Genomic DNA, 26271 nt, shown 5'->3' on the forward strand with positions numbered 1-26271 from the left:
CTGCCCTTAATAATTATTTAATGCATAGTCAGTACTTTTAAGTAACGATTGGGTCAGAGAATTCCACTAAGGTTAAATGCTCTCTTTTTATCGCAAAACTTTGATATTAGATTTTGTATGCTGAGTGATTTTTAGTGACTTGTTGCCGTTATATAATCCCTCAGTAATTAGTCCTTTGTGACCATTTATAGTTCAAAAAAATGCTGACATGTATGTAAGGATGCCTAACAAAAAGAGGCTGCCTTCATTCGCTTATCAAAAGATAAGAAGCACGGAGGCACACAGTTGGGAAGGAAGCAGGGGAATGTTCAAGGATGCACTGAAAACGTTGAATTAAGAGGGAGAATCGTAAGTTTAGAAAAATGTGGTTTGGGAGATAATCTCATGAAAAGCCTGAAGTGGCAGATTGCAACTTCAGGCAATATTTTTCTTTGTGACTGCTCCCCACCCTATCGGGTGAGGCTTCTGATTTCTTAGGCAGCAACCGACAGTCTGCCGGATTTACGCAAGCCTCCATCAGCAGAAACGGACAGTCCTTCCGCCTTTAATTTCAATATGCCTTGCTTCTTGATATTGCGAGCTGCATTAATATCCCGGTCATGGATAGCACCACAGCTACACTCCCATGATCGGATTCTCAATGGCATTTTTTCCTGTTTCAAATCGCAGACTGAGCAAGTTTTAGAGGATGCAAACCACTGGTCTATCTTCACCAGATGTTTACCTTCCTGCTTTGCCTTGTATTCGAGTTTGGTTATCAGTGAGTGCCAGCCAGCATCAGCAATAGAACGTGCAAGACGCTTGTTCTTGAGCATGTTTTTAACTTTCAGTGTCTCCACAATCACCGCTTGGTTTTCGTCGATGAGTTGTTTTGATAGCTTATGCTGAAAATCATTACGGGCAAAGGCTACACGCTCATGCGCCTTTGCCACCAATAAACGGGCTTTGTGCCTACCTTTTGAGCCTTTCTTGCAGCGAGATAGAGCCTGTTGTTTTCTTTTCAGGTTACGTTGTGCTTTTTTCAGAAAGCGAGGATTGCCAGTCTTATGGCCGGTACTGGTGATAGCCAGATCAGTAATCCCCATATCAACACCGACAACCTGATTAGCTTCAAGATTATCAATCTGTTTTGGTTGTTCCTGGGTATCATCAGCCAATATGGAGGCAAAATACTTGCCGGTTAGCGTTCTGCTCAGGGTGATAGACTTCACCTTACCCACTATTTCACGATGCACTTTAGCCCTTATGGGCTTGCACTTGGGGATTTTTATCCCGTTATCGCCCACAGAGACAGACGTACAATGGTAGCTACTTTGCTTGCCATGCTTTTTCTTGAAGCGAGGAAATCTTGCCTGCAATTTGGGATTGAAAAAGTTTTGAAAGGCCGTATCCAGATTGATAGTGGCCTGTTGCAGTGCAATAGAGTCAGCGTTTTTCAGCCATGAGTACTTTCGGCTTTTCTTGGCTTTTGCCAGCAAGGGCTTCAGGTGTTTTTTGGGAGAAAGGCTCTGCCCACGAACCTTGTAATAATGAACCTTAATAGCCAGGGCCTTGTTCCATACGAACCGCACAGCATCAAACTGACGGTCGAGAAATTCCGCCTGCTCTGATGTTGGATAGATTCGTACTTTGGTGGCTCTCAGCATGGAACGTTATTTCAGCCTAAATTCAGCAGTTGAACGCCACTGAGCCATGCCATTAGGAATAGCTTCTCACGGTTCTGAGCAGCGTTTTTTTAAGTCATTAGCCCGATCGAATTAATGGTTGCATCGTAATAACCTGCCCTTTTTTCAAAAATTTTGAGACCGCTTTCGTTAAAATACGACACCATGCGTTAATTGGATTCAACTGCGGTGCGATACTTTTGATTGAATCAAAAAAATCACACAGTTCACTTTGTAATTTCGCAATTTTATACATCCATCGATGCTGGCTTGTCAGCTTTATTTTCTTTTGGTTGCCAGAGTGGGTCAGCTTGCCAATTGAACTCATTAATAAGGGACGGCTGGTAATTGATTCTTTATGGGAGTCCGGATTACTCAATCGAACGTATAGCGTCCACCAGTTGTAAACCAAGGCAACCATTCGGGCCAGCATTCGACATCTTGCCATATCTTTTGTTACATAACCGCCCCAGCCCCATTGGTTTTTGATTTCATCAAAGTTATTTTCACAGTCAGCCCTATTGCGATAATGATTAATGATCGAGACTATATCATTATCAAGAGATGTGACCAGAACCGAATACTCGTAAGCTTTTATATTTTCTGGCTCTTCTATTAATGCTAACGTTTGTTGACGTTCTTTTATTCCTTTTTCCAACATCGGTATTTCATTTTCAGGACGCCGTCTTCGAACAATAATTATGCGTCTTTCTTTTTTCCAACCTGACAGTTTAATTACGGATTCTTTTCCCTCCCAATGGTTGTCGTATTTTACCCATCCTCCGCTACAGTGCGCATTCCCTATGGCTTTCTTAACGTTGTCGTGCTTCTTCATTTTAAAAAGATAATGACAACCAGCATCTTCCAATTCGCTCATTACCCGGTCACTTCCCCAATCACAATCACCACGAACAAATTCAGGCCAGCAGCGTTTTGGAAGTCGATTTAATAGCTCCATTAAACCGGGTAAAGAGTATTTACTTTGACTTTGATTTCCGGGTCTGACTTCAACCTCCAGTATTAATTTAAGATTAGCCATCATATATGAGTGGTAAGTATGAGAGGGTCTCCCTTTCTTATGTGGGTTATAGCCATTAACCGCTCCTTCCTGATGCCCATAAATGGTTTTCACGGTAACATCAACATCCATAATCCATGGAATGGTTAATAACGGATCAAAACAGAGATGGAGGTGTTTTTGCATCCATTCAACGCCTTCATCTTCGTCAATCTTCTTTAAACCACGCCTGGCAGAATCATCGCTGACAATTTTTTTCATCCCGAGCAACTGAGCGTTTACTTTATCACCAATAATTGTTCCGATATGCGCATAGCGTTTATGTCCTGAAAGAATGGAAAGCATTAATGAGCCAATCACATCCACTTTTTGAGGGGCGTTTGGGCTTTTATAAGTTAGTGGGCAATCGTTAATCCAGGGTTCAAATCGGTGACCTGTTTTTAAAAACTGTATAAAAAAAGGAAGCTGTCCCATTGGGGTGACCGATGCTTCAGGCTCCCACTCGACATGAATTTTACCGTCGAAAGAATCGACTTCGAGTTTGACGGATAAGGGATCTTTTTTCATTTCAGACAACTCACCCTTTGGGGGAGTGGGTTTTGGTGGTCGAACCATCTTCGAGCCCTCAATATTGTTGAGGGTTAGAGTTTAGCTCAGGGGTTAACCGCTGAATTTAGGTTCAGTGCTCATTAATATAAAGTTTATATTATAGGTATTTGAAAGAGGTTTTCAAGTGAGCGCACACAATAAAGATTTGCTTAAAGGGTATCTTCGCAAACGACATAGCGTTACCAAGCTGGTTGTTCATTTGGTGTTCACGACAAAGTACAGACGAAAGCTTTTTGATGGCTATATGATCAAGCAGTTACGGGAGTCGTTCGAGAGTGCATGTGAAAAACTGGAATGCCAGTTACTTGAAATGGATGGCGAAAAAGATCACGTTCACCTGTTGGTGGCCTACCCACCAAAACTGGCTATCAGTGTCATGGTAAATAATCTCAAATCAACATCATCAAGACGGTTGCGAATGCTGAATACCCACCTTACTGCTCAGAGCAAAGCAGGCTTAATGTGGTCAAGGTCTTACTTTGCTTGCAGTGCTGGCGGTGCAACTATCGAGACTCTGAAGGACTACGTTAATAGCCAGAGTACACCAGATTGATGGCGGAAGGCTCTGCGCCTTCCCGTCTTATATCCCCGCCCGCATTGGGCGAGGGTTTACGACGATTTTGCTAAAGGCTATCCGGATCCTTGGCTTTTTCCCGGGCAGTGTCGTGTGAAATCAAACTGTTATTGACCAGTTTTTTCAGGCACTGGTCGAGCGTCTGCATACCGATGGAACTGCCTGTCTGTATCGCCGAATACATCTGTGCCACTTTGTCTTCACGAATCAGGTTACGAATGGCAGAAGTGCCTATCATGATTTCATGGGCAGCTACACGCCCACCGCCGTTTTTCTTAAGCAGAGTCTGGGAAACCACTGCCTGCAAAGACTCGGACAGCATGGAGCGCACCATTGATTTTTCTTCAGCGGGAAACACATCAATAATCCGGTCAACGGTTTTGGCGGCAGACGTCGTATGTAGAGTACCAAACACCATGTGGCCGGTTTCAGCGGCTGTCAGAGCCAGGCGAATGGTTTCAAGGTCTCGCATTTCACCCACCAGAATAATGTCCGGGTCTTCACGCAGGGCTGCCCGCAGGGCATCGCTAAAACTGCGGGTATCCCGATGAACTTCCCTCTGGTTAACCAGGCACTTTTTCGAGTTATGAACAAATTCAATGGGGTCTTCAATGGTCAGGATATGGTCATAGCGGGTATCGTTAATGTAATCGAGCATGGCGGCCAGTGTCGTTGACTTACCGGAACCGGTAGGTCCTGTGACCAGCACCAGCCCCCTTGGCATGGAAGAGATATCCTTGAACACCTGCCCCATACCCAGGTCATCCATCGACAGAACCTTGCTGGGGATGGTACGAAACACCGCCCCCGCACCACGGGACTGGTTAAACGCATTCACCCGAAAACGTGCGACACCCGGTACTTCAAAAGAAAAGTCCGTCTGCATGCATTCTTCGAAATCACGTCGCTGTTTATCGTTCATAATGTCATAAATCAGGCCGTGTACCTGTTTATGATCCATGGGAGGCAGGTTGATTCGGCGTACATCGCCGTCCATACGAATCATGGGTGGCAAGCCCGCAGAGAGGTGTAAATCCGATGCGCCCTGCTTGAAGCTGAATGCCAGCAGCTCGGTGATATCCATGAAGTTCCCCCTGAACCCCGGAAACAGTAAACTACCTGTTTTATTTTTTCCTGATACACAATACTGTACAGCCAGATGACGTTATTAAAAAGCCGCTTTGAACAGGTTATTAACCAAATCCATAAAGCAGAGAAAACCTGCCAGCGTGAAGGCGAGGTCAGATTGCTCGCCGTCAGCAAAACCAAACCCGCCGACAAGGTAAGAGAAGCCTGTGCCCTGGGGCAGCGTGAATTTGGAGAAAGCTACTTGCAGGAAGCCCTGGTAAAAGTTCAGGCACTTGCAGATATTGACGATATTGTCTGGCACTTTATAGGGCCGATCCAGTCCAACAAAACCCGGGATATCGCCAGCCATTTCCACTGGGTTCACAGTGTTGACCGCCTGAAAATTGCCCGACGCCTGAATGACCAGCGACCCGCTGATTTGCCGCCGCTGAACATTTGTCTGCAGGTGAATATCAGTGGCGAAGCCTCCAAGTCCGGAGTTTCAATGGACGAACTGGAAGAACTGGTAAAAGCGGTTTCTGAATTGCCCAATCTTTCTCTGCGGGGTTTAATGGCCATTCCGGCACGGGCTGAAAACAAGGAACAGCAGCGTATTCCATTGCGAGCCCTGAAGCAGGCGCTGGATAACCTGAATAAGTCGCTCGGGCTGACTATGGACACTCTCTCTATGGGCATGACCGATGACCTGGAAGCTGCCGTTGAAGAAGGATCGACCATGGTACGAATCGGCACAGCCCTGTTTGGCGCAAGAACATAAAAAAACACCCTGCTCAGTTCAGCGAACATCTATTGATACATGAGTAACAGACTCAGAGTACTTAATAAAAATGGCAGCACAGGGTTAAAATCCTCGCCGGGCTCAATGACAGGCTGACCCAGATTATAAAATGACCTGGCGATGTAGGCAGTCATAACCATTAACGATGCAATGGTGTCACCGCCTTGAAACCACTGTGCTGAAATCATGCTAAAAAACAGGGCTCCTCCGTAGAGAGCCACCAGGTGGGCTTTCTCACTCAGTTCGTAAGTTAATGCCTCATTCTGTCCATGCCCAAGTGCACCAGACAACGCATGAAAGAATGATGGTCCCAAAGCAGCAAAAGTGGCTATGGCACATGATACAACGCCGTTTCCCATAAACAATACTTGTTCTTCGGGAGTTCTTATTCGGTAGATATAAAATGCCAGCACTCCCAGGCCGGCAAGAAACTTATCGACATTCGTACGAAACAGGTAACTCAAACGCATTGCATTCTGCCCTATGAAGCTCACGATGTTGTTTGCTAAAAATGAAATGAAAATCATATTTTGGATTTTTCCTGAGCTCATCAGGTAATAATGATCCCTCGAAATAAGCAGATACGCTCTCTGAGCTACCACTCTTAACATCAGCTTTTTAAGATTGCTGTTTGACCACCAGGCACCACTTAAAAGTGTTGATACGGCGGTGAATGCCATAAATCCTGAAGAAGGGTAAAAATCAGGGTTATAGTACTTGTAGAACACATAGCCCATAGTAGCCAGACTGCCTGTATTCAAAATGGCTCCGGTCACAGGAGAGTACTTACAATTCTCACGTTTCCCTTCAACGAAACAGTTCAATAAATCGCCGCTTACTAAAGGTTCTTTGAATAGACTCTCATAATGTTTGCGCGCATAACTTCCAAAGCTTTCAAGTGACTTACTTAAAGCAGAAGGAACAGAAGGGTTTTCATTATTCTTATTGATTTCTTTGATGTATTCAGGAAAACCATGTTCTAACAAATGCCCCATGGCGGCTTCTGATAGTTGCAGTTCGTTGCATTCCGGATACTCCTGAAAAAAAAGAGCAAGAATATCGTCGATATCTCTATTTGTTGATATTGATGAAAATTTATTTTTTCCCAAAAATACCTGAACGTTCCTTAGACACTGAAAATCAGCAGGGTTAATTTCAGCGTCAATGTCACCGCTGTAAGACACTGAAGGATAATGTAGTGCGCCTATGATCAGAATAAATAAGAAGTACTTGAGTTTTGTCATTTTCTCTTCCACCATGCAGCCTCAATATTGATGTAAAGCCCTTCATCAAAACAGGATGACAAGAGCCATGCCCCCCCTCTGGACAGAAGCCAAAGCATAGCCTTTATAGGCGCTGGCAATATGGCCTGCAGTATTTTTGGAGGCCTGATTGAAGATGGCTGGCCAAAGAATAAAATATGGGCAACCGCCCGCAGTGAAGCGACACTGGAAAAGGTTAAAAACCAGTATGGCGTTCAGGTGACCCCGGATAATCATCAGGCGGTTCGTCAGTCAGAGGTTGTTGTACTCTGTGTTTCGGTAGCGGCTGAAAACAAGGAACAGCAACGCATTCCACTACGAGCCCTGAAGCAGGCGCTAGATAGCCTGAGACGCTCGGGCTGACTATGGACACGCTCTCTATGGGCATGCCCGGTGGCCTGGAAGCTGCTGTTGAAGAAGGATCGACCATAGTACGAATCGGCACCGCACTGTTTGGCGCAAGAACATAAAAAAAACACCCTGCTCACTTCAGCGAACATCTAATGATACATGAGTAACAGACTCGGAGTACTTAATAAAATTAGCAGTACAGGGTTAAAATCCTCGCCGGGCTCAATAACAGGCTGACCCAGATTATAAAATGTCCTGGCGATGTAGGCAGTCATAAACATTAACGATGCAATAGCGTCACCTTGAAACAACCGTATTGAAATCATGCTAAAAAACAGAGCTCCTTCGTAGAGAGCCACCAGGTAGGCTTTCTAACTCAGTTCGTCAGTTAATGCCTGATTCTGCCCATAGGTAAACGCATCAGACAACGCCTGAAAGAATGGTGGTCCCAAAGCAGCAAAAGCAGCTAAGGCACATGATGCGAAGCCGTCTCCCATAAACAATACATGGTCTTCGGGAGTTCTTGTCCGGTAGATATAAAATGCCAGCATTCCCAGGCTGGCAAGAAACTTATCAATGTGCGTATGGGCCAGATAACTCCAATACATTCTGCCATGCGGGTGGCTAGATGCTTAATTACTTAATATCGTCTACCGCTTTTAGTAGTGTTGGCATAACGTCTAGGAACGTCATTGCTACTGTACGTGGGTGTTGCATTTGGTCTTGTGCGCCGAACGTCTTGATTACTGTCTTAGTTGCTGGCTCACCTACTGTTACCTGACCAGATACACCTACGAACGCGATGAAGCGGCGACCGTCTACGTTAAGCACGCGAATTTGGTCTTTATACCAAGCGTCAGCTAGTAGTGCAGAGAAGCCATCGTGTTGCCAAGCGCTCTTAACTTCGTCGTTACCTTCGATTAGCTCATCAATGAATTTCTTAGATACTACTTGTTCGCCCTTACGGTTCTTACCGTCGTTCATCAGGAGATCCATTAGCTTCGCACCGTCACGCGCTGTAACGTGGTGGCCACCTGAGGCAACAGCCTCACCGTTACGGTTTGTCATCATTTCAGCGTCATATTCCGCGCCCATTGGTTTAAATAGGCGTTCTTCTAGGATTTCAACGTAACGCTTGCCTTCTAAGCGTTCCATTAGCATCGCTAGCATTTCAGTGTTCATACATAGGTATTCGAACGCTTCACCACGTTTAACGTCACTACGCTGACCTAGTGATTGAGCTACTTCAATGATGTTTTTGTAGTCGTACCTAGATGGACCATTCCAGTCTTGTGTTTCACTCTGTCTTTCATCGACCATTAGCCCTGGCGTTTTGATTACTTCAATACCAGAGCGCATATCCGCAACTTGCTCAACGGTCGCACCATCCCAACCAGTACCTTTAAGCTCTGGAAGGTATTTAGTTAACTGGTCTTTCATGTTTACGCGACCTTCCGCTACGAATGTAGATAGAAGAATGCCTGTGTAAGACTTACCTGCTGACATTTCTAGGTGCGTTTTAGCCTTGTGCATACCGTTCCAGTATTGTTCGTGCACTAGCTCGCCGTCTTTAAGAACGACTAGCGCTTCCATTTTCAAGCGGAACGGGATAATTGTGCTTAGTGGGTATTCGCCGTCGTAGTCGTTACCAGTTAGCTTGTCCAGGTCAAGAAGTTGTTTTGTTTCGCCCAAGTTCCAAACGTAATCGCCAGTGTGCATTTTTACGTAGTGAGTGAATTTGTAAGCTTGTTGGTAAGTAAGAGATTCGTTCTCTTGCTCCCAATTGTCTTGAGTGATGCCAACCGCACCCACTTGTTCAAGGAACGCCGCATCTGGCTTATGGATTTCTAATGCCTGTGCGCCGAACGAGGTCGTTGCTGCCACAGCCATAGCAATAATAGTCTTTTTCATTTTAATATCTCTTTGAAGTATGGCCGCACCTTGGCGCGGCCAGAAATTAGGAATTAGCAGTTCTTAATGTGAACGTCTTTGTGTTCATCGTCGGTACGCATGTACATATCGACTTTTTTACCGTTCACTCTGAAGTGAGTTGAGGTGACAGTACCCATCATGTCGCCACGACCTTTCCATACAGGTTTGGTTTTTGCGAACTTATACGCCTCTTCTTTTGTGGTGTCGCCGTTCGCTGTCTTCATAAACTCTTGCGCCGCTTTTAAGCGCTCAAGGGTATGAGAGCCAAACTCTTCATCTACAAAGTCGTGCTGTGTTGTCGTGCTGTGGTTGGTGTGAACCATAGCTACGCCTTCAGTAACATGCAGACCATCGGCATACGTGTTTTCTACGCTTACCTATGGAGAATCAGCACCTACAACCGTGTATGCGTAGTACGTGGTGTACTTGTCGTACATTGCGTAAATATCAACTAAGTCTTGTGGTTTCTGTGCTTCGTAGATTTCCCAACCTAGATGCAGTGATGGCGTAGAGTCCTTTTCGATAATTTCACCACCATCTAGTTGACGTGCAGTACCCTCATCAGCAAACAGCTACATTAAACCAAAAATGGATATAAGCAACACTAATAAAAAGTATTTTTGATTAAAATCAATGATTTTTGGGCTATGGCATTTACGATGTTGTTTGCCAGAAATGAAATGAAAATCATACTGTGAATTTTTCCTGAGCTGAGCAGCTTCATTCTGTAAACTAGCACGCCCAATGCAAGCTTTTTAAGATTGCTGTTTGACCACCAGGCACCACTTAAAAGTGTTGATACGGCGGTGAATGCCATAAATCCTGAAAAAGGGTAAAAATCAGGGTTATAGTACTTGTAGAACACATAGCCCATAGTAGCCAGACTGCCTGTATTCAAAATGGCTCCGGTCACAGGAGAGTACTTACAATTCTCACGTTTCCCTTCAACGAAACAGTTCAGTAAATCGCCGCTTACTAAAGGTTCTTTGAATAGACTCTCATAATGTTTGCGCGCATAACTTCCAAAGCTTTCAAGTGACTTACTTAAAGCAGAAGGAACAGAAGGGTTTTCATCATTCTTATTGATTTCTTTGATGTATTCAGGAAAACCATGTTCTAACAAATGCCCATGGCGGCTTCTGATAGTTGCAGTTCGTTGCATTCCGGATACTCCTGAAAAAAAAGAGCAAGAATATCGTCGATATCTCTATTTGTTGATATTGATGAAAATTTATTTTTTCCCAAAAATACCTGAACGTTCCTTAGACACTGAAAATCAGCAGAGTTAATTTCAGCGTCAATATCACCGCTGTAAGACACTGAAGGATAATGTAGTGAGCCTATGATCAGAATAAATAAGAAGTACTTGAGTTTTGTCATTTTCTCTTCCACCATGCAGCCTCAATATTGATGTAAAGCCCTTCATCAAAACAGGATGACAAGAGCCATGACCCCCCCTCTGGACAGAAGCCAAAGCATAGCCTTTATAGGCGCTGGCAATATGGCCTGCAGTATTTTTGGAGGCCTGATTGAAGATGGCTGGCCAAAGAATAAAATATGGGCAACCGCCCGCAGTGAAGCGACACTGGAAAAGGTTAAAAACCAGTATGGCGTTCAGGTTTCCCCGGATAATCATCAGGCGGTTCGTCAGTCAGAGATTGTTGTACTCTGTGTAAAGCCACAGATGATGAAAGCCGTGCTGCAAGACCTTGCCCCGACCCTGAAAGAGACAAAGCCTCTGCTGATTTCGGTAGCGGCTGGCATCAATCTCGACAGCCTGCAGACATGGGCTGGCTCCCGCCTGCCCATTGTGCGCTGTATGCCCAATACCCCAGCCCTGCTGCGCTGCGGTGTCAGCGGGCTGTTTGCCAATGAGCAGGTGAGCGCAGAGCAGAAAGCCATTACCGACGCTATTTTTAAAGCCGTTGGTATGACGCTGTGGGTAGACAATGAAAACCTGATTGATTCTGTTATTGCCGTTTCCGGCAGCGGCCCTGCTTACTACTTCCTGTTTATGGAAGCTATGACTGAGGTGGGCACCAGGCTGGGATTTGACCGGAAAACCGCCGAACAACTCACCTTGCAGACAGCCCTCGGGGCTGCGAAGATGGCAGTTGGTAGTGATGTTGATGCCCGTGAGCTGCGCAGACAGGTCACCTCACCCGGCGGCACCACTGAGCAGGCCATCAGGGCGTTTCAGGCGGGCGGCCTTGAACAGCTGGTTGAACAGGCCATGCAGGCTGCCGTTGACCGGGCCGCTGAAATGACCCGGCAGCTTGCCGACTGATTGCCGGAGTTGAATAATGGTCAGCAACAACTTAACAATTACTTGTGATTTGCTATTTTTTTGAAGGATATTTATGTCAGCACTCTCTTCCAGCCTGGTCTTCCTGATTCAGATTCTGGGTAGTCTGTATATCATGGCGGTATTGCTGCGGTTTATTCTGCAGCTGGTTCGTGCCGATTTTTACAACCCGATTTCTCAGGCCATTGTTAAAATCACTGCACCGTTGCTGAACCCATTGCGCAAAATCATCCCCGGCGTTGGTGGAATGGACATTGCCTCGCTGGTACTGGCACTGGCACTGCAAATCGGCCTGATCTACGCCCTGTATATGCTGCAAGGTTTTGCCCTGGCTGCCATCCCATTTCCCACAGTGCTGTTCCTGAGCCTGAGAGAACTGGCTGTTGAAGTTCTGAACATCTACATGTTCAGCCTGATTGTTATTGCCATTGCCAGCTGGGTAGCCGCTGGCAGCTACAACCCAGGGCTGATGTTGCTGCACCAGATTACCGAGCCCCTGTCCAGCCGTATTCGCAAGATCATTCCCCCCGTAGGTGGTCTGGACTTTTCCCTGATGGTACTGGTTCTGATCATTATTACCCTGAAAAACTTTATCGCCGCTCTTTAATCTTGCCCTGCGGTTCCGATGCTATTAGTAGTTGATCAACTTGTGGATAACTCATGGCATCGGATACGCTTTTCCGCCGCTCCTCTCTACCTGTGTTTCAGAGTGTCGCAGTTTTATTGCTGACCGCCTGCTTTTTTGCCACCGCAGACACGACCAAAAACAGTGGTGAAATGCTGGTCAATTCAGAAACTGACATGCCTTACACCCATTATCTGAAGGGGCTAAGGATCAAACCCGGTTATGAGTTACAAATTAAAGGTCAGAACAACAGTGACTCGGTTTTGATTCTGATTGTCCGCATCGACAATAATCGCTCAAAGAATTATTACACCCGCTATAACCGGCAATTCAGTATACAACCAGGGACATTCTCCCTGACCGTTCCCATGACGGGTCTGAAAACCTCTGGCAAGCAGCCACTGACTCTCCCTTACACCAAGATGATCATCTTCACCGCCGGAAGCAGTGACGATATGGTTCTGACACACGCCCGGATAACCCCTCCGCCACCTCGCCCGAAAAAGGTTATGGCCCTGGATTTTGGTAGAGAGGACAGTCCGGTGTTTCCCGGATTTGAACCAGTGACAGCCAGGGATAAGCGACTCAGCGGAGCGCTGTTACAGCGTTTTCGTCCTTCCGGCGACGCATTGATGCAAGATGGACTGGAAGGTATTGACTCCTTCTCTGCACCCTGGGAAAACGGACAATGGAAGCTGACAATCTGGTTGCAGGAGCAGGGAGAATGGGAGTATCTGCCACACTTTATGCAAAGAAAAGTACGGGTTCAGGGACAAACCATTGTCGACGAAAGCTACAACACCAGCCAGTGGCTATCGGAGGTTTATTTTGCCGGTGCTAAAAAAGAAGCCGTGATTGATGGAGACCAGTGGCAACTGATAGGAGAACGCAGAACCAGACCGGTAACATCGACAGTCACTATTACCGACAACCAGTTCACGATTGAGTGGATTGGCGACCGCGCTGCCCGCTATGCGGCCGGTCTGGTGCTTGAACCTCTGGATGGTCAGTTTGCGGCGGATGCAGACAAACAGCGACAAGCACGTTTTATGGAAAGCTGGCCTGCCACCCTCCCCGGCTTCCCCCGTCCGCAGAAACTCAGCATCAGCGATGAGTCAGAACAGCCATCAACCAATTTAGAAACCTATAAAGTCTACCCAACGGCCAGAAACTCATTACTAAACCTTAATTTCCGGATCAACAGTCCGGAGCCTGACAACCATCCAGTCATTGCCATTGCCAACCCTCGAAACAGTCAGGGACAAAAGCTGGCCCTTAAATCCCGTTATGGTCACTGGCGCTTTGAGCGCCCTCATCCGAATGCCAACAGGCTGGTGGCCGCAGACAGTTACCTTCGTGCCGACCTCACCCGCATGACCCTCACTCCGGAATTACCACGCCACCTTTACCTGCAAGTGGAAATCCCCCCAGACACGGAACCGGGTATCTATACAGGCAGCCTGCAACTGTTAAGCAAAGGGGCGTTGAAAGTGGTGGAGTTTGCCGTCGATGTGATGCCTGTCGATCTGCCCGATATGAAGCACTCTGTCGGGCTTTATCTGGAACATGCGCCGTTTTATGAATGGTTCCCCGAAAAACGCAAGCTTAAATCCCTTGCCGCCGCCTGCGATCTCTCTCTACTCAGGTCAATGGGCTTCACCAATGTAGCCCCGTCTCTGGAAACGCCTGTTAATGAGGATCACAGAAAAAAACTGATTAACCAGCTGAAACAAATTCAGCAGTTCGGTTTTCAGGGGCCCACTCTGGCTTATGTGCCACTCAAACGCCTGTTGTCGATCCAACCTGATGATGAAGCCCTGCAATCTCTTTCCAGCGTTCGGGACGCTGCGGCTGTCTCCCAGCTGGAAACGCCTTACTGGTCGATTTACGACGAGCCTCACCCGGATAGGTTCTCTGCCATCAAAGACACTGCCATCAAGCTACACAGCCAGTCCCTGGATATGAAAACCGCCGGGCACCTCAACAACCCCAGACAAAAAGAGCTGCTCGGTATTACCGATCTGGTGATTCTGAATCATGGCTTCGGTGTCAGCAAAGCGGTGATTGAGAAGCTGAAAAAAAACAGTAAGGTCTGGCTCTACAATATGCCCGTGCCAAGGCTGGCAGCCGGATTCTACCTCTGGAAAAGCAATCCGGACGGTTATCTGCAATGGCATGGTCGCATGCCTACCGCTGACCCCTTTGACCCCACCGATGGCCGCGAAGGCGATGTCATTTACCTGTATCCATGGCTGGAAAGCTGCCCGGACACCATGGATATTCACAAGCGCCTGCTAGACCTGCACGAAGCCACTATCGACCTGCGCTGGCTGCAATGGCTGGAGACTCAGGCAGAAACCAGCGTCGATGCCAGAAACCTTGTTGAGAAACTCCGTAACGCTATTCCCGATAACTGGGACAAGGCTCAGGAGAGCCTGTCAGCCAGGCAGCTGATTATGATGCGGAAAACGATTATGGAGCTGGCCGGGGAAGTGTCACTCCCCGAATAAACGCCAAAAGTCGTACATAATGCTCTTGTCTTTTCACCACTTGTTTGCCGGGCCATCATGGCACCCGCATAGTCGGCGCATAATGTACCCGGCTCTGGTTGGGTGGGCATAATCTACATAGCTGAAAGTGCAAGATCGACTTTCCTCTTCCATTATATACAAAGTGTCCAAAACGACACTGGGGTAACATAAATCAGGAAGTGAAATGTTCTCTTTTCCATCGCTATTATTTTTACCAAAACCATGTGCATAAGGATCGTAGACAACCACAGCAAGCGGATAGTCCCTGTCCCCAGAAAGATTTGGAAATGGGTGCTGCAGCTCTGGAAAGGGATCTGGGTGAAGCTGTACATCAGCGTCCGGAGTGTAGTTGGCTGTACTTAACTGTTTCAGGGGCTCCAGTCTATCTTGACTGACAAACAGGCCAAACAACCTTAGCTGAATGTTCAGTAGCCGGTTGATAATACTAACCGCAAGCCTCTTCTCGGCAATTATGGCCTTAAAATAATCGGTCTGTTGGTTTATGTACTCATAAAGGCATTCGTAAACCTCTGCCTTGTATATACCTCCTTCATTTTCTTTGTTGCTCCACTCCTGCTCCATCTCATCTTCAAGCTCTTCTTCCATCTCCTCTTCAAGCTCTTCTTCCATCTCCTCTTCTGGCTCATCTATAGCCACCTGAACATAAACCAAAGGCTCTACTGTCAAACCTGACTGGGTGGCCTGTCTTGCCTGAAAGCTTCTTGGCTCGTCACGATAAAAGTAGCCACTTTTTTCAAAGCAGGTTTTGTACATCTTCTGAACGATTTTGGGTTCAATGTTTTTTAAAATAATGTCAGCCACCGACTTGCATTCATTGGTCAGATTTTTTGTGCTGGAAAGGTGGGATAATGAAGCAAGAATTTTTATGAATCCATTCGCCGCTAATGATTTTATTTCTTGTTCTACAGCCTTCAATCCATTTTCAGTACGCACTAAACAAACAAGGTAAATTGATCTGATCAAGTCCAGATAGCTAATGTCAGGCGAAGCCCTGATAACGATTGCCGGAGGATCTGTATCCTGCTCTTCATTAAGGCGGACGGAATGACCGCCTACTTCACCGCTCTCCATTTTTTCTTTTATCAAAGGAAACAGTGCCGCAAGCAGGCCTGCATTAACCCAGGCACGGGAAGATTCTTGATGCAGTCCCTCAACCACCAAAGTCTTGTCAGTAAAAGGCGTTTTTTCATCCTCAAGCAGTTCAGGAATGCGGGGAAAGGAGTTCATAGTACACAAAACAGGGAGGTGCTCCTGACTCTGGCAACCTGTCGATTCTCCGCTTGCCGCAGATTCTGTACTTTGGGAGCCTGACTGCGAGCCTGCGCCAGAAGCTGCGCCACCGTTCGAGCCAACGAAAGAGGTGATGCGAGATAAAACGACCTTACTGGCTTCTCTTGTCTTATCTGTGTAGAGGCTGGTATCAAAAGGGATACAACCACCGACCGATAATCGGGCAGAATCAGGAGAGACCACTTTGTATGGGTTATCTCCGTTTTTAGATTCATCCTCCTGACCTAACTTGAGAGTGACGTCTATTTCCCTGCGCTCGTCAGGGGTGATGCCGTCAACGCTCTGAAGATAAGAATAACGTGCACTTTCAACTGCGCCATCACCATCAGAATTTGCTATTCGCAGCATTTCTCCACGTTTAACGAGGTCGTTTTCAATAATGCGCTTTCGTTCTGCCTGCTCAGACAAGATGCTTCCGAGGTTATAGAAATTGGCAAAACCCGCTACGGCTGAAGCAACAGGAAAAATGCGACTAATACCTTCAGCTGAAGATTTTGCCATCGTTGTGACAGGTGTTAGCACAAAGGGGAAAATGAGCAATAAACGATTAATTGCTTTCTGTGAAGCTGTATAAAAAGGACGATTCATACTGCCTCGCTCTAGTTAAGTCGTGTTTACCAGAGTGTTAGAATAGCCAAGATTTCGCATTATACCCGAATCAGTCTTCTTCAGTATGAAATAAGGAATCACCCACCGAAATCAGGTGGGTGGGGTGTCAGCTTCAGCATACAGTCGCTGTGAGAACAGGCTCAAAACGTACTTTTGAGAAATCAACAAACTCAATAGCGGATTCTGATTTCAGAGAGCTATCTAGAGAGCTATCCAGCGAGCTATGCAAACAACACAGAGCGCCGGTGTAATACCTTGACAGCATAGTGTTGACCGGAATGTTCTTTATAACACCGATCTGTTCGCTATTGCTTTCTGTAGCCACTGCATAACTGCAGTGATAGCCATTCTGGTCACAGGTTATCATTAACTGTAAATCCCGAATGCCTGAAGGCAGCTCTGAAACCGCCAGCTGTTCGCCATTGAGTGTCACAGCAAGCTCAGGATTAGCGCCTTTTTTCATCAATGACATCAACAGATGATGGTCGTCTTTCTGAATCAGGCCAATACCACTTTCACTGTTTTCAAAGGTTTCTGGCAGGTGCAGGGTGGCCTGAAAACGAAAATGACTCTGCTTCTGCCTAAACCCTGCCAGACTGGCGCTCACCCGTTCGCCAACGGGCTTGCCACTGCGGATTCTCAGTCGCTTCTGTTCTGGCAGTACCTCACAGGTAGCCGCCCGGGGAACCCTTCTGTAAGTCCACTCCTTACTAAGTTCTGGTGTGGAAAAATCATCAACAAAATGATTTTTGTCGTTTAATGGAGCGCTTGCAAAAGGCCGTTCGGCACACTTCTCAACGCGTCCGGTTCCCGGCGCGCACACAGGCCAGAGGATGTCCGATTTATTCTCATCAATACCGTAGTGGTCGGCTTCCCAGGTGACAGGCACCAGATGGGTTTCCCGCCCCATGTTTGAACGTCCCTCGATGTCGTTACGAATACCCAGACACACCATAAACCAGCGGCCATCACTGAGCTGTACAAGGTCACCATGCCCTGTGCTGTTGACCCAATAGTCAAGACCAAGATGACGGGAGGTTAAAACAGGGTTTTTGGGGTTGCTGACATAAGGGCCGGTGATGGTGGCGCTACTGGCGACAGTGACCGCATGATTAAAACCGGTTCCGCCTTCCGCCGTCATCAGGTAATAGCGGTCGTTGTATTTGTAAATATGCGGCCCTTCGACCCAGTCGCCGCCAGTGCCACGCCAGAGAAAGTGCCTTTCACCTTTGAGGCTGACGGTTGCAAGGTCCAGCTCCTGCAGCCAGATTTCCCCCTGGCCGGGATACGCCTGATCTTCCGGAGTATGTGTCCCTACGTACCATACTCTGCCATCGCCGTCGAAGAATATATCCGGATCAATGCCCGGAGCGCCGTCAATGACCTGCGGCTCTGACCATGGGCCAGCCGGGTCTTTGGCAGTGATGATAAAGTTCTTACAGGGGTTAAACCCTTCCGGACAATCCTGAGGAACATAAACGTTGGTGGTGATGATATAGAACAAGCCCTTGTGATAGCGCATGGTAGGCGCATGAATACCACCGTCGGACTGAACATCGGTCAGACAGATCGGGTCAATGCATTGTTCTTTCCTGTGCAGGCCGTGGCCGACCAGCTCCCAGTTGACGAGATCACGGCTATGATGGATGGGCAGGCCGGGAAACATCTCGAAGGAGGAGTTGACCATATAAAAGTCATCTCCAACCCGGCAGATGGAGGGATCGGGGTAAGCCCCCGGCAGTATCGGGTTAGTGAAGGACATGATTAAGTTTCCGGTACGGGTTTAAACGGTGAGGGCCTTTCAGAAAGGTTCGTTTTCATGGGCCGTTGGTTTGTGGGCTGGCCTGAACTCTTTGTCGTGCATCAGCTCAGAGAGGTAAACGTCACTGTGAATGTGTTCGCTAATGATTCTGGTAAAGAGCTTTTCGTTGGTATAAATACCCTTGGCACGATCAAGGTTGGAAAAGATCAGGGCTTCCTGAATGTCTGAGACCAGCATGAAACGTCTGGAGGGGTATTCTTGTTCAGGTACTTCATTGCGGCAGTAGATTTCAATGCCCTCTACAGGCGCATCAAGCTTGTTAAAGGAAAAGCACAATACCCTTACGCCCCTTTCTACCGCATTGCCCAGCTCTTCACTGAATAGTTCAAGGTTGAAGTCAGTATTGATATAAAGCTCATCAACACTGCCGTTAATCAGTTCTTTCGCTTTCAGAAGCAGGTTGTCATAGCCCGTCAGGTTATAAATAAAGGGTGCTGCCTTTTCTACCGTCAGTTCTGACAATTCTTTCTTTAAGACCGCAATATCCTCAAGGGTCTTTTTCTTAATCTGGCTCAGGATCAGCTCGGGAGACTTGGCTTCGTATTCCTTGGTCGCCCCTTCAATCATGAATATATAGCCCTGCTGGTACAGGGTATCAATGGAGGAATAAACCGAAGATCGTGCCAGTGAAAGGTCTTTGCCAATCTTGTAGCCACTGGCCTGCCCATGCTGGAGCAGGTTAATGTAAACCAGGGCATCGGTTCTGGTCAGCCCGAAGGACATTAACTTATTGATCAGTTCAGCCACATTAAAATCTCATAACATAATGAATAGTGTACCGGTGAGCCCGTCCGGACAGCCATGTAGAACAACCCTGCTGCCGGACAGGAAAATAGTGCCGGTTTACCCGGGATTAATTCCCGGAAATTCTGTATCCATAAGGCGGCAGGGACAGCGTTTCATTGTTCACCTGCACAACCTGCGGCTGCTCAGAATTATTGATAACAATCTCCAGCTGCCCACGCTGGTAGGCGACACAGTCATCATTATCAACTTCCAGCCATTGAATGGTTGGGGTGTTCAGGTCAGGTTGTGACTTGCGCAGATCAATCAGTTCTTTAATGAATGCCATAAACGACAAGTCCTGACTGTCTTTATCCCATATCATGCAGCGTCGGTTCGCTTCGCTGCCATCACCACGACCGCCACTGAGAGCGACTTCACCGCCATAGTAGACACAGGGGGTTCCCACCTGGGTAAACATGAACAGGTAGGCGAGTTTTGCCTTGTCCTTATTGCCGCCACACAGGTGCAGGATGCGCGATGTGTCGTGGCTGTCAAGCAGGTTAAACATCGCCTCATTCACATGATGAGGATAGGAGGTGTAGGAGCGGTTCACGTCCCAGATAAACTCCTGCTTGCTGCGGGAATTCAAGGCAAAGTAGTCAAGAATCGCCTGGGTCATCGGGTAGTTCATCACCGAGTCGTACTGGTCGCCGGACAGCCATGCCGAAGCGTCGTGCCAGACTTCACCCAGAATGTAACAATCAGGCTTAACCCCTTTTATTACCTGACGGAAGTCGCGCCAGAAAGCATGATCCACTTCATTGCAGACATCCAGACGCCAGCCGTCGATATCAAACTCTTTAACCCAGTGTCGTGCAATATCCAGCAGATAGTTTCGGCACGCTTCATTTTCGGTATTGAGTTTTGGCATGGCCGCCACGTTACCGAAGGTTTCATAACGCAGGTTAGTGCCGTCCCACTGGTCACGAGGCTTGTCTTCGTAAACCGGAAACTCTTTGACCCAGAACCAGTCGGCGTATGCTGAATCTTTGCCTTTTTCCACCACATCCAGCCAGATAGGGTGTTGATCACCCATATGGTTGAATACCGCATCCAGCATGATTTTCATGCCACGCTGGTGAGCTTCTTTTACCAGGGTTTTAAAAGCTTCATTACCGCCAAAGTGCGGGTCGACATTGAAGTAATCCACCGTGTCGTATTTATGGTTGGCACTGGCGATAAAAATGGGGCAGAAGTAAAGGCCGTTGACACCAAGGCTTTCAAGGTAATCCAGCTTTTCAATTACACCCCAGAGGTCACCGCCCATAAAGTTATGGTGGTCCGGCTCAGTGCCCCAGGGCTGAACGTTTGCCGGGGAAATCTCCGGACGGCCATTGCAGAAGCGTTCCGGAAAAATATGATACCAGACGGTTCCTTTTACCCACTCCGGTGTTTTCAGCACATCCCGGGGGTTAATGTAAGGAAAGCAGTAAAAGTTGCTCAGGTCGCTTAATTCCACCTCAGCAACGGATTCGTCGCTGATCTCAACACAGCGTTTCTCGCCAAACAGCAGCTTTTGCTGACCACACTTGCTGTAAAGAATGAAGCCATAACGAGCACGACGTTTCGGTGGCGTGAACTCGGCAAACCAGCACTCGTGATTTTGCGTTTCACCTTCCAGAACCATGGAAACCTCACGCCCCCCGGTCCAGCCGTGGGCATCACTGCCCCCCAGGTTGCCGCCGTCCAGACCGCCAACCGCCCATTCGTAGGGGTCGCCTATCCAGAGGACAACTTTATCGATTTCATCTTTCGCACAGCGCAGGCGAACGTGCAGTGTCTCATCATTGTAGGCATAACATTGTGTACTTTTCGGGTTATGCATCAAGGCGCTTTCTGTAATCATTGAGCCCTTCACTCCTTCACGGCTCCGCTGACAAGACCAACGGTAATATGTTTTTGAGTTGCCACAAACAAAATGGTAATCGGGATAGCGACCAGCAAGGCCCCTGCGGAAAACAGGGTATAGTTTTCAGCTGAGTTGCTGGCAATCCACTGGAAAATGCCGATAGCCAGTGTCATTTTTTCTTCACTGCGTAAAATCAGGGTTGGCAGAATAAAGTCCATCCAGGGCGCAGTGAACGACGTTAGTCCAACAAAGACCAGGATGGGTCTTGCCAGTGGCAGGATAATGTCAAAGAAAATGGTCAGATGTCCGGCACCGTCAATTTTCGCCGCCTCATCCAGCGAGGTGGGAATGGCATCAAAATACCCTTTCACCAGCCAGGTCATAAAGGGCAGGGAACCGCTGACGTAAACAAACAGCAAACCGGCGAAGGTATCAATCAGGTTCAGCTTTGACAGCAAAACGTAAATAGCCGTCATGGACAGGAACGCCGGGAACATCTGGATAACCAGAATGCCCATCAATACGTTGCGCTTACCTTTGAAGCGATAACGGGAGAAAATAAAAGCCGTTATCGTCACCACCAGCAGCGAGATGACCATATTGCTGGTTGCCAGGAAAAACGTATTTTTATACCACTGAACATAGGGGGTTTCTGCCAACAGTGTCCGATAATGGTCAAGGGTAAAACTGAACCCGGTGAACGTACTGCTGAACAAATTCACTCCTGGTTTGAAGGAGGCCATTACCGTCCAGATGACCGGGGCTAAAACAATGACGGTATTGATGATCAGAAATAAGTAAACCGCAGCGACACCGGCCTTTTGTATAAATCGATTCACGGTTACATCCCCACGTCATTCTTGAACGATTTCATTCGGCTGAATTGCCAGATAGCAATAAGTGATAAAAACAGGAAGATAATGATGGATACAACAGAGGCGATATTATACTGCTGGAACTCCAGGGTGAGTTTGTAAATCCATGTGATCAGAATATCCGTATGCCCTGCAAAGCGGTATTCCGGGTTGATCGGCCCACCCTCGGTTAACAGGAAAACGGCTCCGAAGTTATTAAAGTTAAACGTGAATGTCATCACCAGTGAAGGGGCAACCTGGTGCAATACCATTGGCAGGGTAATTTCCCGAAACTGCTGAAAACGACTGGCACCGTCTACTTCACTGGCTTCATACAGTTCTTTCGGAATATTCGTCAGTGCGCCGGAAATCAGCAACATAAAATAAGGCGCTCCAACCCAGACTCCTACGCCAATTACGGTCATTTTAGCGAGGGTGGGATCGGACAAAAATGCAATAGAGTCAAAGCCCCAGCTGTTGAGCAGCGCATTGACCGGGCCAACGCCATTTAACAACAACCTGAACACCAAAAGCGTCACAAACGCAGGAATGGCATAAGGCAGCATAAAAATAACGCGCCATATTTTTTGCCCGACAATGTCTCTGTTAGAAAGCGCCAAAGCCAGAATAAAGCCAAAACCACAGGTAAAAATAGTGGCACTGGTCGCCCAGACAAACGTCCAGCTACCGACACCAAGCAATGTACTCGACCAGATTTTCAGTTCAAACAGTGCGCGGAAATTCTGGAAACCTACCCAGTCCACGAGGTTTCTCGGTGGAATATTTCCTGGTGCGGCGTAGTTGGTCAGGGAGACCAGTACCGTAATAACAATGGGCAGAATAATAAAAGCAATAGCCGCCAGCCCTGCCGGACTTAACATAATGACGGGAAAGTGGTCGTCATATAATGTTTTCAGTTGTTCACCAAAACTGGCATGGCAAGCAGTTACCCGGCGGGCGTCCTGAACATTTTTTACATAGGTAAACAGGAAAGCCAGGGAAACGAACAGGGCAATCACGCCTTCAACCAGCATATGAATAGAGTGATCACCATGGATAATGGTGAACCCTGATCGGTGTTGTGTCACCTCCCCCAGTGTGACCAGCCCTTTCAGGGCGCTGGCAATGTCCGAGGCAAAAAAGAGGAACAGCAGCTGTGCCAGAAGGAACAGCCCCCCTTTAATAAAATGCCTTTTTGCCAGCTGTGTAGACCCCATCAGTACAACTGATGCTGGCACACCAAAGCCAGCAGGCTGCATGGTGGTTGTATGCATAAAAATTCCGGTAAGTAAAAAAAGAATTGTTATTTAAAGTTTTAAATGGTCATTATTACGGCCACTAAACGATCATCAGAGCAATAGCCGAATAGTGACGAATAACTTCAGGCTTCTCCCTACAAGATAAGGGCATGAGTGGAGAAGCCGGACATTGACAGTTTATTGCTGGAATGAAATCTGTTCTTTAATCACCTTTAACGCATTATCAAGTGCCTTTTTTGGCTCCTGCCCGTTTACCCAGCTAGCAGTAATCGCATTAGCCATCGGTGACCAGACGTAGCCCATTTCAGGTATCGACGGCATTGCATCGGCGTAGTAACCCTGGGAAATAAAGGCACGGCTGGCTTCATCGGCCTCTTCAGCCAATTCACTCATAATGTTTTCCATGGGTGGAATTAACCGGGTCATTTCAAAACGTTTTTTCAGCATGTCTTCTGTTGCCAGAAAATCGGCAAACAATTGCGCCGCCCTTGGGTATTCAGAATAAGTGGACACCACTGCCAGCCGCACGGTTGTGAAGGTACGTGGATGTTTTCCTTCCAGTGTCGGCATGGGTATAACGCCGACATTGACCCCTGATTTTAAATAGCCTTCTGTCGCCCATGGCCCATCAACAATCGCTGCCACCTTACCTTCATTAAACAGTCCACGACGAACCTGGGGGTTACGCATATCCACCGGGTTGGAATTGTTCGCCGCTTTTAATTTGTTCATGGCAGTCAAACCATTAATGGCTTCAGGGGAGTTAACGCCAATATCTTTGGCGTCCATCCCTTTGTTACCGAATTCATAACCGCCATGCAGTGCAAGAAACATTCGGGATTCGTAATAATTCTGAACGTCCCAGAGCAGGGTGTATTTATTTTCCTGAAGATTATTAAAGCCGCCTGAGAACTGAATCAGTTCTTCAAAGGTTTCCGGGGCTTTTGTCAAAATATCTTTGTTATAAAACAGGGCGGTCGTCGCATAGCTTACCGGAAAACCGTAACTCAGCCCTTCTGCTTTTGAAGCAGTAACAGCTGCCCCGATAAAATTATTGTCAATGCGATCAGCACTGACGAGGTTTTCCATGACGGCTCCGCCAACAACGAGTTTACCCAGCATGTCATGTTCGATTTCACCGACATCGGCGACTCTTGCGGTGCCGCCATCCTGAATCATACGACCGGCGATGTTCATCGGTGCCAGGGCGCGATAATTGAAACTGACGTTGTAACCGAAGGTTTCATTAAACTTTCCGGCAGCATACTTCATGTACTCCAGCGTTGGAGTATCAGTCCAGATCAAGAGTTCAGCATTTTTTTCTGGCAATATCTCTTCACAGACACCAACACTGGCTACCACCAGTGACAAAGCAGCTGCAATTTTTCTGGACCAACAGTTCATACCTGTATCAACCCGTTCAAAATATAGTAGTACACGAAATACTACTTCATGATCTACCAGCCAAATCAGCGAGTCAACCACATTTGAACGTTTTTTACGGATTGTGTTGTTTAATTTTTTTTCTTGTTACTTTGTTTGCTTTTCTTGATCAAGATCAATTTTTTGAGTTGAAAAAAATCGTTTTGAGCAGTTTAATTCTGTTCGTCATTAGTACAGTTTGAGTAACACTGAGTCATTGATTTTTATATTTTGCAGGGCTATCTGTATAGCCGGATAAATCAATAGTTAAAACAGAAGTATTATATAACCTTCATCCATGATGTTAATGGAAGAACGTTATTTATTGGTGTTCTAAAAATCAAACAGTCAGCTTTCAATTAAAAAATACCAGACACCTAAAAGAGTGTTGAAACACTTATGTCTTGTTCTGGCATATCACATTGTATTTAAAACGGTACAGGGCTCTTAATACTTGAGTCTCAAGGGGAACGTGTGGATAAGAAAATTTTATCGGTTGTTTTAGCTAACACGGTAATAGCTGCCAATGCTGTCGCTGCCAGTGATTTAAACCTGCCCAATACAGATTTGAGTCTGGCTTCAATTGACACGGATAAGGAGCGTTCTTCAGCGGCTAACTACGAAGCTTATAAAAGAGACCGTTCCTTTAACGAATACACTGAGACGAACTGCACAGATTCGGCAGAAGAAACATCTTATTCACCCTTTGGCTGGAGCCTGTCCGGTAATATCGGCACATCCGTAGAATACGAGCATCGGGATACCCGGGAATGGGACGGCGGCAAAAAGAAAGAAAGAATCATCACCAATGAGATTGTCGGCCTGTTTCTGCATCAGCACGACTGGGATCTGAAAGCGAAGTACTCGCTCAAGCAGATGAACCGGGAACAAAGAAACAGCATCACCAGTGATTATTACGAAAATGCCGATTCTTACAAGCACCTGTTACTGCTGGATAAACCGTTCAATTTAGGGCACGGCTGGGGAGCGGGTCTGGCTTATGAAGGGGAGTATATCACCAATAAGATCACTTCTCCTTATGTCAACCACATGAACACCAACTCCTTTGAGCAGATCTTCAAGCCCTATGCGACTTACTGGAGTAATAAATACAACGCCGGTTTCTACAGCCATGTAGAGTACCTGCGAATTGATTATGACAATAATGACTGGGGCTCCCGGGATGAACGAGGCTACAGTTTCCTGTTTAAGCCTTACTTCAACTATGGCCGATTCAGGTTTGATCTGGAGTTTTTCTATCAGGACAAAGACAATAAAGACTTTTCCGGTGCAGGAGCTCACAACGGCAGTGATCGTTTTGTTGAGAAATACATTGAGCCGACCGTCCGCTACAGCATTAAGAACGGTGGGGTCGCCTATCTGAACCTTCGTTACACCAAGAACGAAACCAGAAAGAAAGATGCTGAAACCTACTTCAAGACCGTTATAAAAGCCAAGGTCGGCTATGAAGTAGACCTCGGGGAGAGCTGGATGCTACGAGCCGAATACGAATACACTCGCGACAGGGAAACCAGTAATAAAGCGGAATTCAGTGGCAAAAAGAAAAAGATCGATTCCCATACCGTTTACGCCCACGCCCTGTATCGTTTCTAAAAGAAGA

General features: G+C 47.0%; 22 protein-coding genes. 7 read left to right on the forward strand and 15 right to left on the reverse strand.

Going from position 1 to position 26271, the window contains the following annotated elements:
* Positions 1–473: 473 nt before the first annotated feature.
* Positions 474–1646, reverse strand: coding sequence for an RNA-guided endonuclease InsQ/TnpB family protein (locus tag NX720_RS08550; RefSeq protein WP_262595932.1), 1173 nt, complete (start codon positions 1644–1646; stop codon positions 474–476).
* Positions 1647–1743: 97 nt separating this feature from the next.
* Positions 1744–3297: a transposase gene (locus NX720_RS08555; RefSeq protein WP_262596267.1), complete on the reverse strand. Its 1554-nt coding sequence runs from the start codon at positions 3295–3297 to the stop codon at positions 1744–1746.
* Positions 3298–3415: 118 nt separating this feature from the next.
* Between NX720_RS08555 and tnpA the strand changes: the two genes are divergently transcribed.
* A complete protein-coding gene (gene tnpA, locus NX720_RS08560) occupies positions 3416–3844 on the forward strand; it encodes an IS200/IS605 family transposase (RefSeq protein WP_262595354.1) in 429 nt (142 codons plus the stop codon).
* Between the two features lie 70 nt (positions 3845–3914).
* On the opposite strand, the gene NX720_RS08565 is transcribed toward tnpA, so the two are convergent.
* Positions 3915–4949, reverse strand: a complete 1035-nt coding sequence (locus tag NX720_RS08565; RefSeq protein ID WP_262600709.1) for a type IV pilus twitching motility protein PilT — start codon at positions 4947–4949, stop codon at positions 3915–3917.
* A 75-nt stretch (positions 4950–5024) separates the two neighbouring features.
* Between NX720_RS08565 and NX720_RS08570 the strand changes: the two genes are divergently transcribed.
* Positions 5025–5711: a YggS family pyridoxal phosphate-dependent enzyme gene (locus NX720_RS08570; protein ID WP_262600711.1), complete on the forward strand. Its 687-nt coding sequence runs from the start codon at positions 5025–5027 to the stop codon at positions 5709–5711.
* Positions 5712–5740: 29 nt separating this feature from the next.
* Here NX720_RS08570 and NX720_RS08575 read toward each other — a convergent pair whose 3' ends face one another.
* Positions 5741–6976 carry a hypothetical protein gene (locus NX720_RS08575; protein WP_262600713.1) on the reverse strand — a complete coding sequence of 412 codons (1236 nt, stop codon included), beginning with the start codon at positions 6974–6976 and terminating at the stop codon, positions 5741–5743.
* A 105-nt stretch (positions 6977–7081) separates the two neighbouring features.
* On the opposite strand from NX720_RS08575, the gene NX720_RS08580 reads away from it, so the two are divergent.
* The gene (locus NX720_RS08580) at positions 7082–7357 is read left to right on the forward strand and encodes a pyrroline-5-carboxylate reductase family protein (protein WP_262601554.1); all 276 of its coding nucleotides are present in this window, start codon (positions 7082–7084) and stop codon (positions 7355–7357) included.
* 359 nt (positions 7358–7716) lie between these two features.
* Here the strand turns inward: NX720_RS08580 and NX720_RS08590 are convergent, their stop codons facing one another.
* From NX720_RS08590 to NX720_RS08605, 4 genes are all read right to left on the reverse strand, one after another.
* Positions 7717–7953, reverse strand: a complete 237-nt coding sequence (locus NX720_RS08590) for a hypothetical protein (protein WP_262600715.1) — start codon at positions 7951–7953, stop codon at positions 7717–7719.
* Positions 7954–7981: 28 nt separating this feature from the next.
* Positions 7982–9256, reverse strand: coding sequence for a serine hydrolase domain-containing protein (locus NX720_RS08595; RefSeq protein ID WP_262600716.1), 1275 nt, complete (start codon positions 9254–9256; stop codon positions 7982–7984).
* Between the two features lie 53 nt (positions 9257–9309).
* Complete coding sequence (locus NX720_RS08600) at positions 9310–9600, reverse strand: hypothetical protein (protein ID WP_262600717.1); 291 nt, start codon at positions 9598–9600, stop codon at positions 9310–9312.
* 281 nt (positions 9601–9881) lie between these two features.
* The gene (locus NX720_RS08605; protein ID WP_262600719.1) at positions 9882–10439 is read right to left on the reverse strand and encodes a hypothetical protein; all 558 of its coding nucleotides are present in this window, start codon (positions 10437–10439) and stop codon (positions 9882–9884) included.
* Positions 10440–10724: 285 nt separating this feature from the next.
* Here NX720_RS08605 and proC point away from each other — a divergent pair, with 285 nt between their 5' ends.
* The 3 genes from proC (at position 10725) to NX720_RS08620 (ending at position 14717) form a co-directional block, all read left to right on the forward strand.
* Entirely contained in the window at positions 10725–11564 is an 840-nt protein-coding gene (gene proC / locus NX720_RS08610) for a pyrroline-5-carboxylate reductase (protein WP_262600721.1), read from the forward strand.
* A gap of 73 nt (positions 11565–11637) precedes the next feature.
* Positions 11638–12189: a YggT family protein gene (locus tag NX720_RS08615; RefSeq protein ID WP_262600723.1), complete on the forward strand. Its 552-nt coding sequence runs from the start codon at positions 11638–11640 to the stop codon at positions 12187–12189.
* A gap of 53 nt (positions 12190–12242) precedes the next feature.
* Complete coding sequence (locus tag NX720_RS08620; protein WP_262600724.1) at positions 12243–14717, forward strand: hypothetical protein; 2475 nt, start codon at positions 12243–12245, stop codon at positions 14715–14717.
* A gap of 33 nt (positions 14718–14750) precedes the next feature.
* Here the strand turns inward: NX720_RS08620 and NX720_RS08625 are convergent, their stop codons facing one another.
* From NX720_RS08625 to NX720_RS08655, 7 genes are all read right to left on the reverse strand, one after another.
* Complete coding sequence (locus tag NX720_RS08625; protein ID WP_262600726.1) at positions 14751–16550, reverse strand: hypothetical protein; 1800 nt, start codon at positions 16548–16550, stop codon at positions 14751–14753.
* 220 nt (positions 16551–16770) lie between these two features.
* Positions 16771–18420: a glycoside hydrolase family 43 protein gene (locus NX720_RS08630; protein WP_262600728.1), complete on the reverse strand. Its 1650-nt coding sequence runs from the start codon at positions 18418–18420 to the stop codon at positions 16771–16773.
* A gap of 39 nt (positions 18421–18459) precedes the next feature.
* Positions 18460–19227 carry a TrmB family transcriptional regulator gene (locus NX720_RS08635; RefSeq protein WP_262600730.1) on the reverse strand — a complete coding sequence of 256 codons (768 nt, stop codon included), beginning with the start codon at positions 19225–19227 and terminating at the stop codon, positions 18460–18462.
* A 106-nt stretch (positions 19228–19333) separates the two neighbouring features.
* Positions 19334–21112 (reverse strand): glycoside hydrolase family 13 protein, encoded by a 1779-nt coding sequence (locus NX720_RS08640; protein ID WP_262600731.1) that lies wholly within the window; start codon positions 21110–21112, stop codon positions 19334–19336.
* A gap of 8 nt (positions 21113–21120) precedes the next feature.
* A complete protein-coding gene (locus NX720_RS08645; RefSeq protein ID WP_262600732.1) occupies positions 21121–21954 on the reverse strand; it encodes a sugar ABC transporter permease in 834 nt (277 codons plus the stop codon).
* 2 nt (positions 21955–21956) lie between these two features.
* Positions 21957–23243: a carbohydrate ABC transporter permease gene (locus NX720_RS08650; protein WP_262600733.1), complete on the reverse strand. Its 1287-nt coding sequence runs from the start codon at positions 23241–23243 to the stop codon at positions 21957–21959.
* Positions 23244–23405: 162 nt separating this feature from the next.
* Positions 23406–24632, reverse strand: coding sequence for a sugar ABC transporter substrate-binding protein (locus NX720_RS08655; protein ID WP_262600734.1), 1227 nt, complete (start codon positions 24630–24632; stop codon positions 23406–23408).
* Positions 24633–25124: 492 nt separating this feature from the next.
* On the opposite strand from NX720_RS08655, the gene NX720_RS08660 reads away from it, so the two are divergent.
* Positions 25125–26264, forward strand: a complete 1140-nt coding sequence (locus NX720_RS08660) for a hypothetical protein (RefSeq protein WP_262600735.1) — start codon at positions 25125–25127, stop codon at positions 26262–26264.
* Positions 26265–26271: the final 7 nt, after the last annotated feature.

Source organism: Endozoicomonas euniceicola (genome assembly GCF_025562755.1).
Lineage (GTDB): Bacteria > Pseudomonadota > Gammaproteobacteria > Pseudomonadales > Endozoicomonadaceae > Endozoicomonas_A > Endozoicomonas_A euniceicola.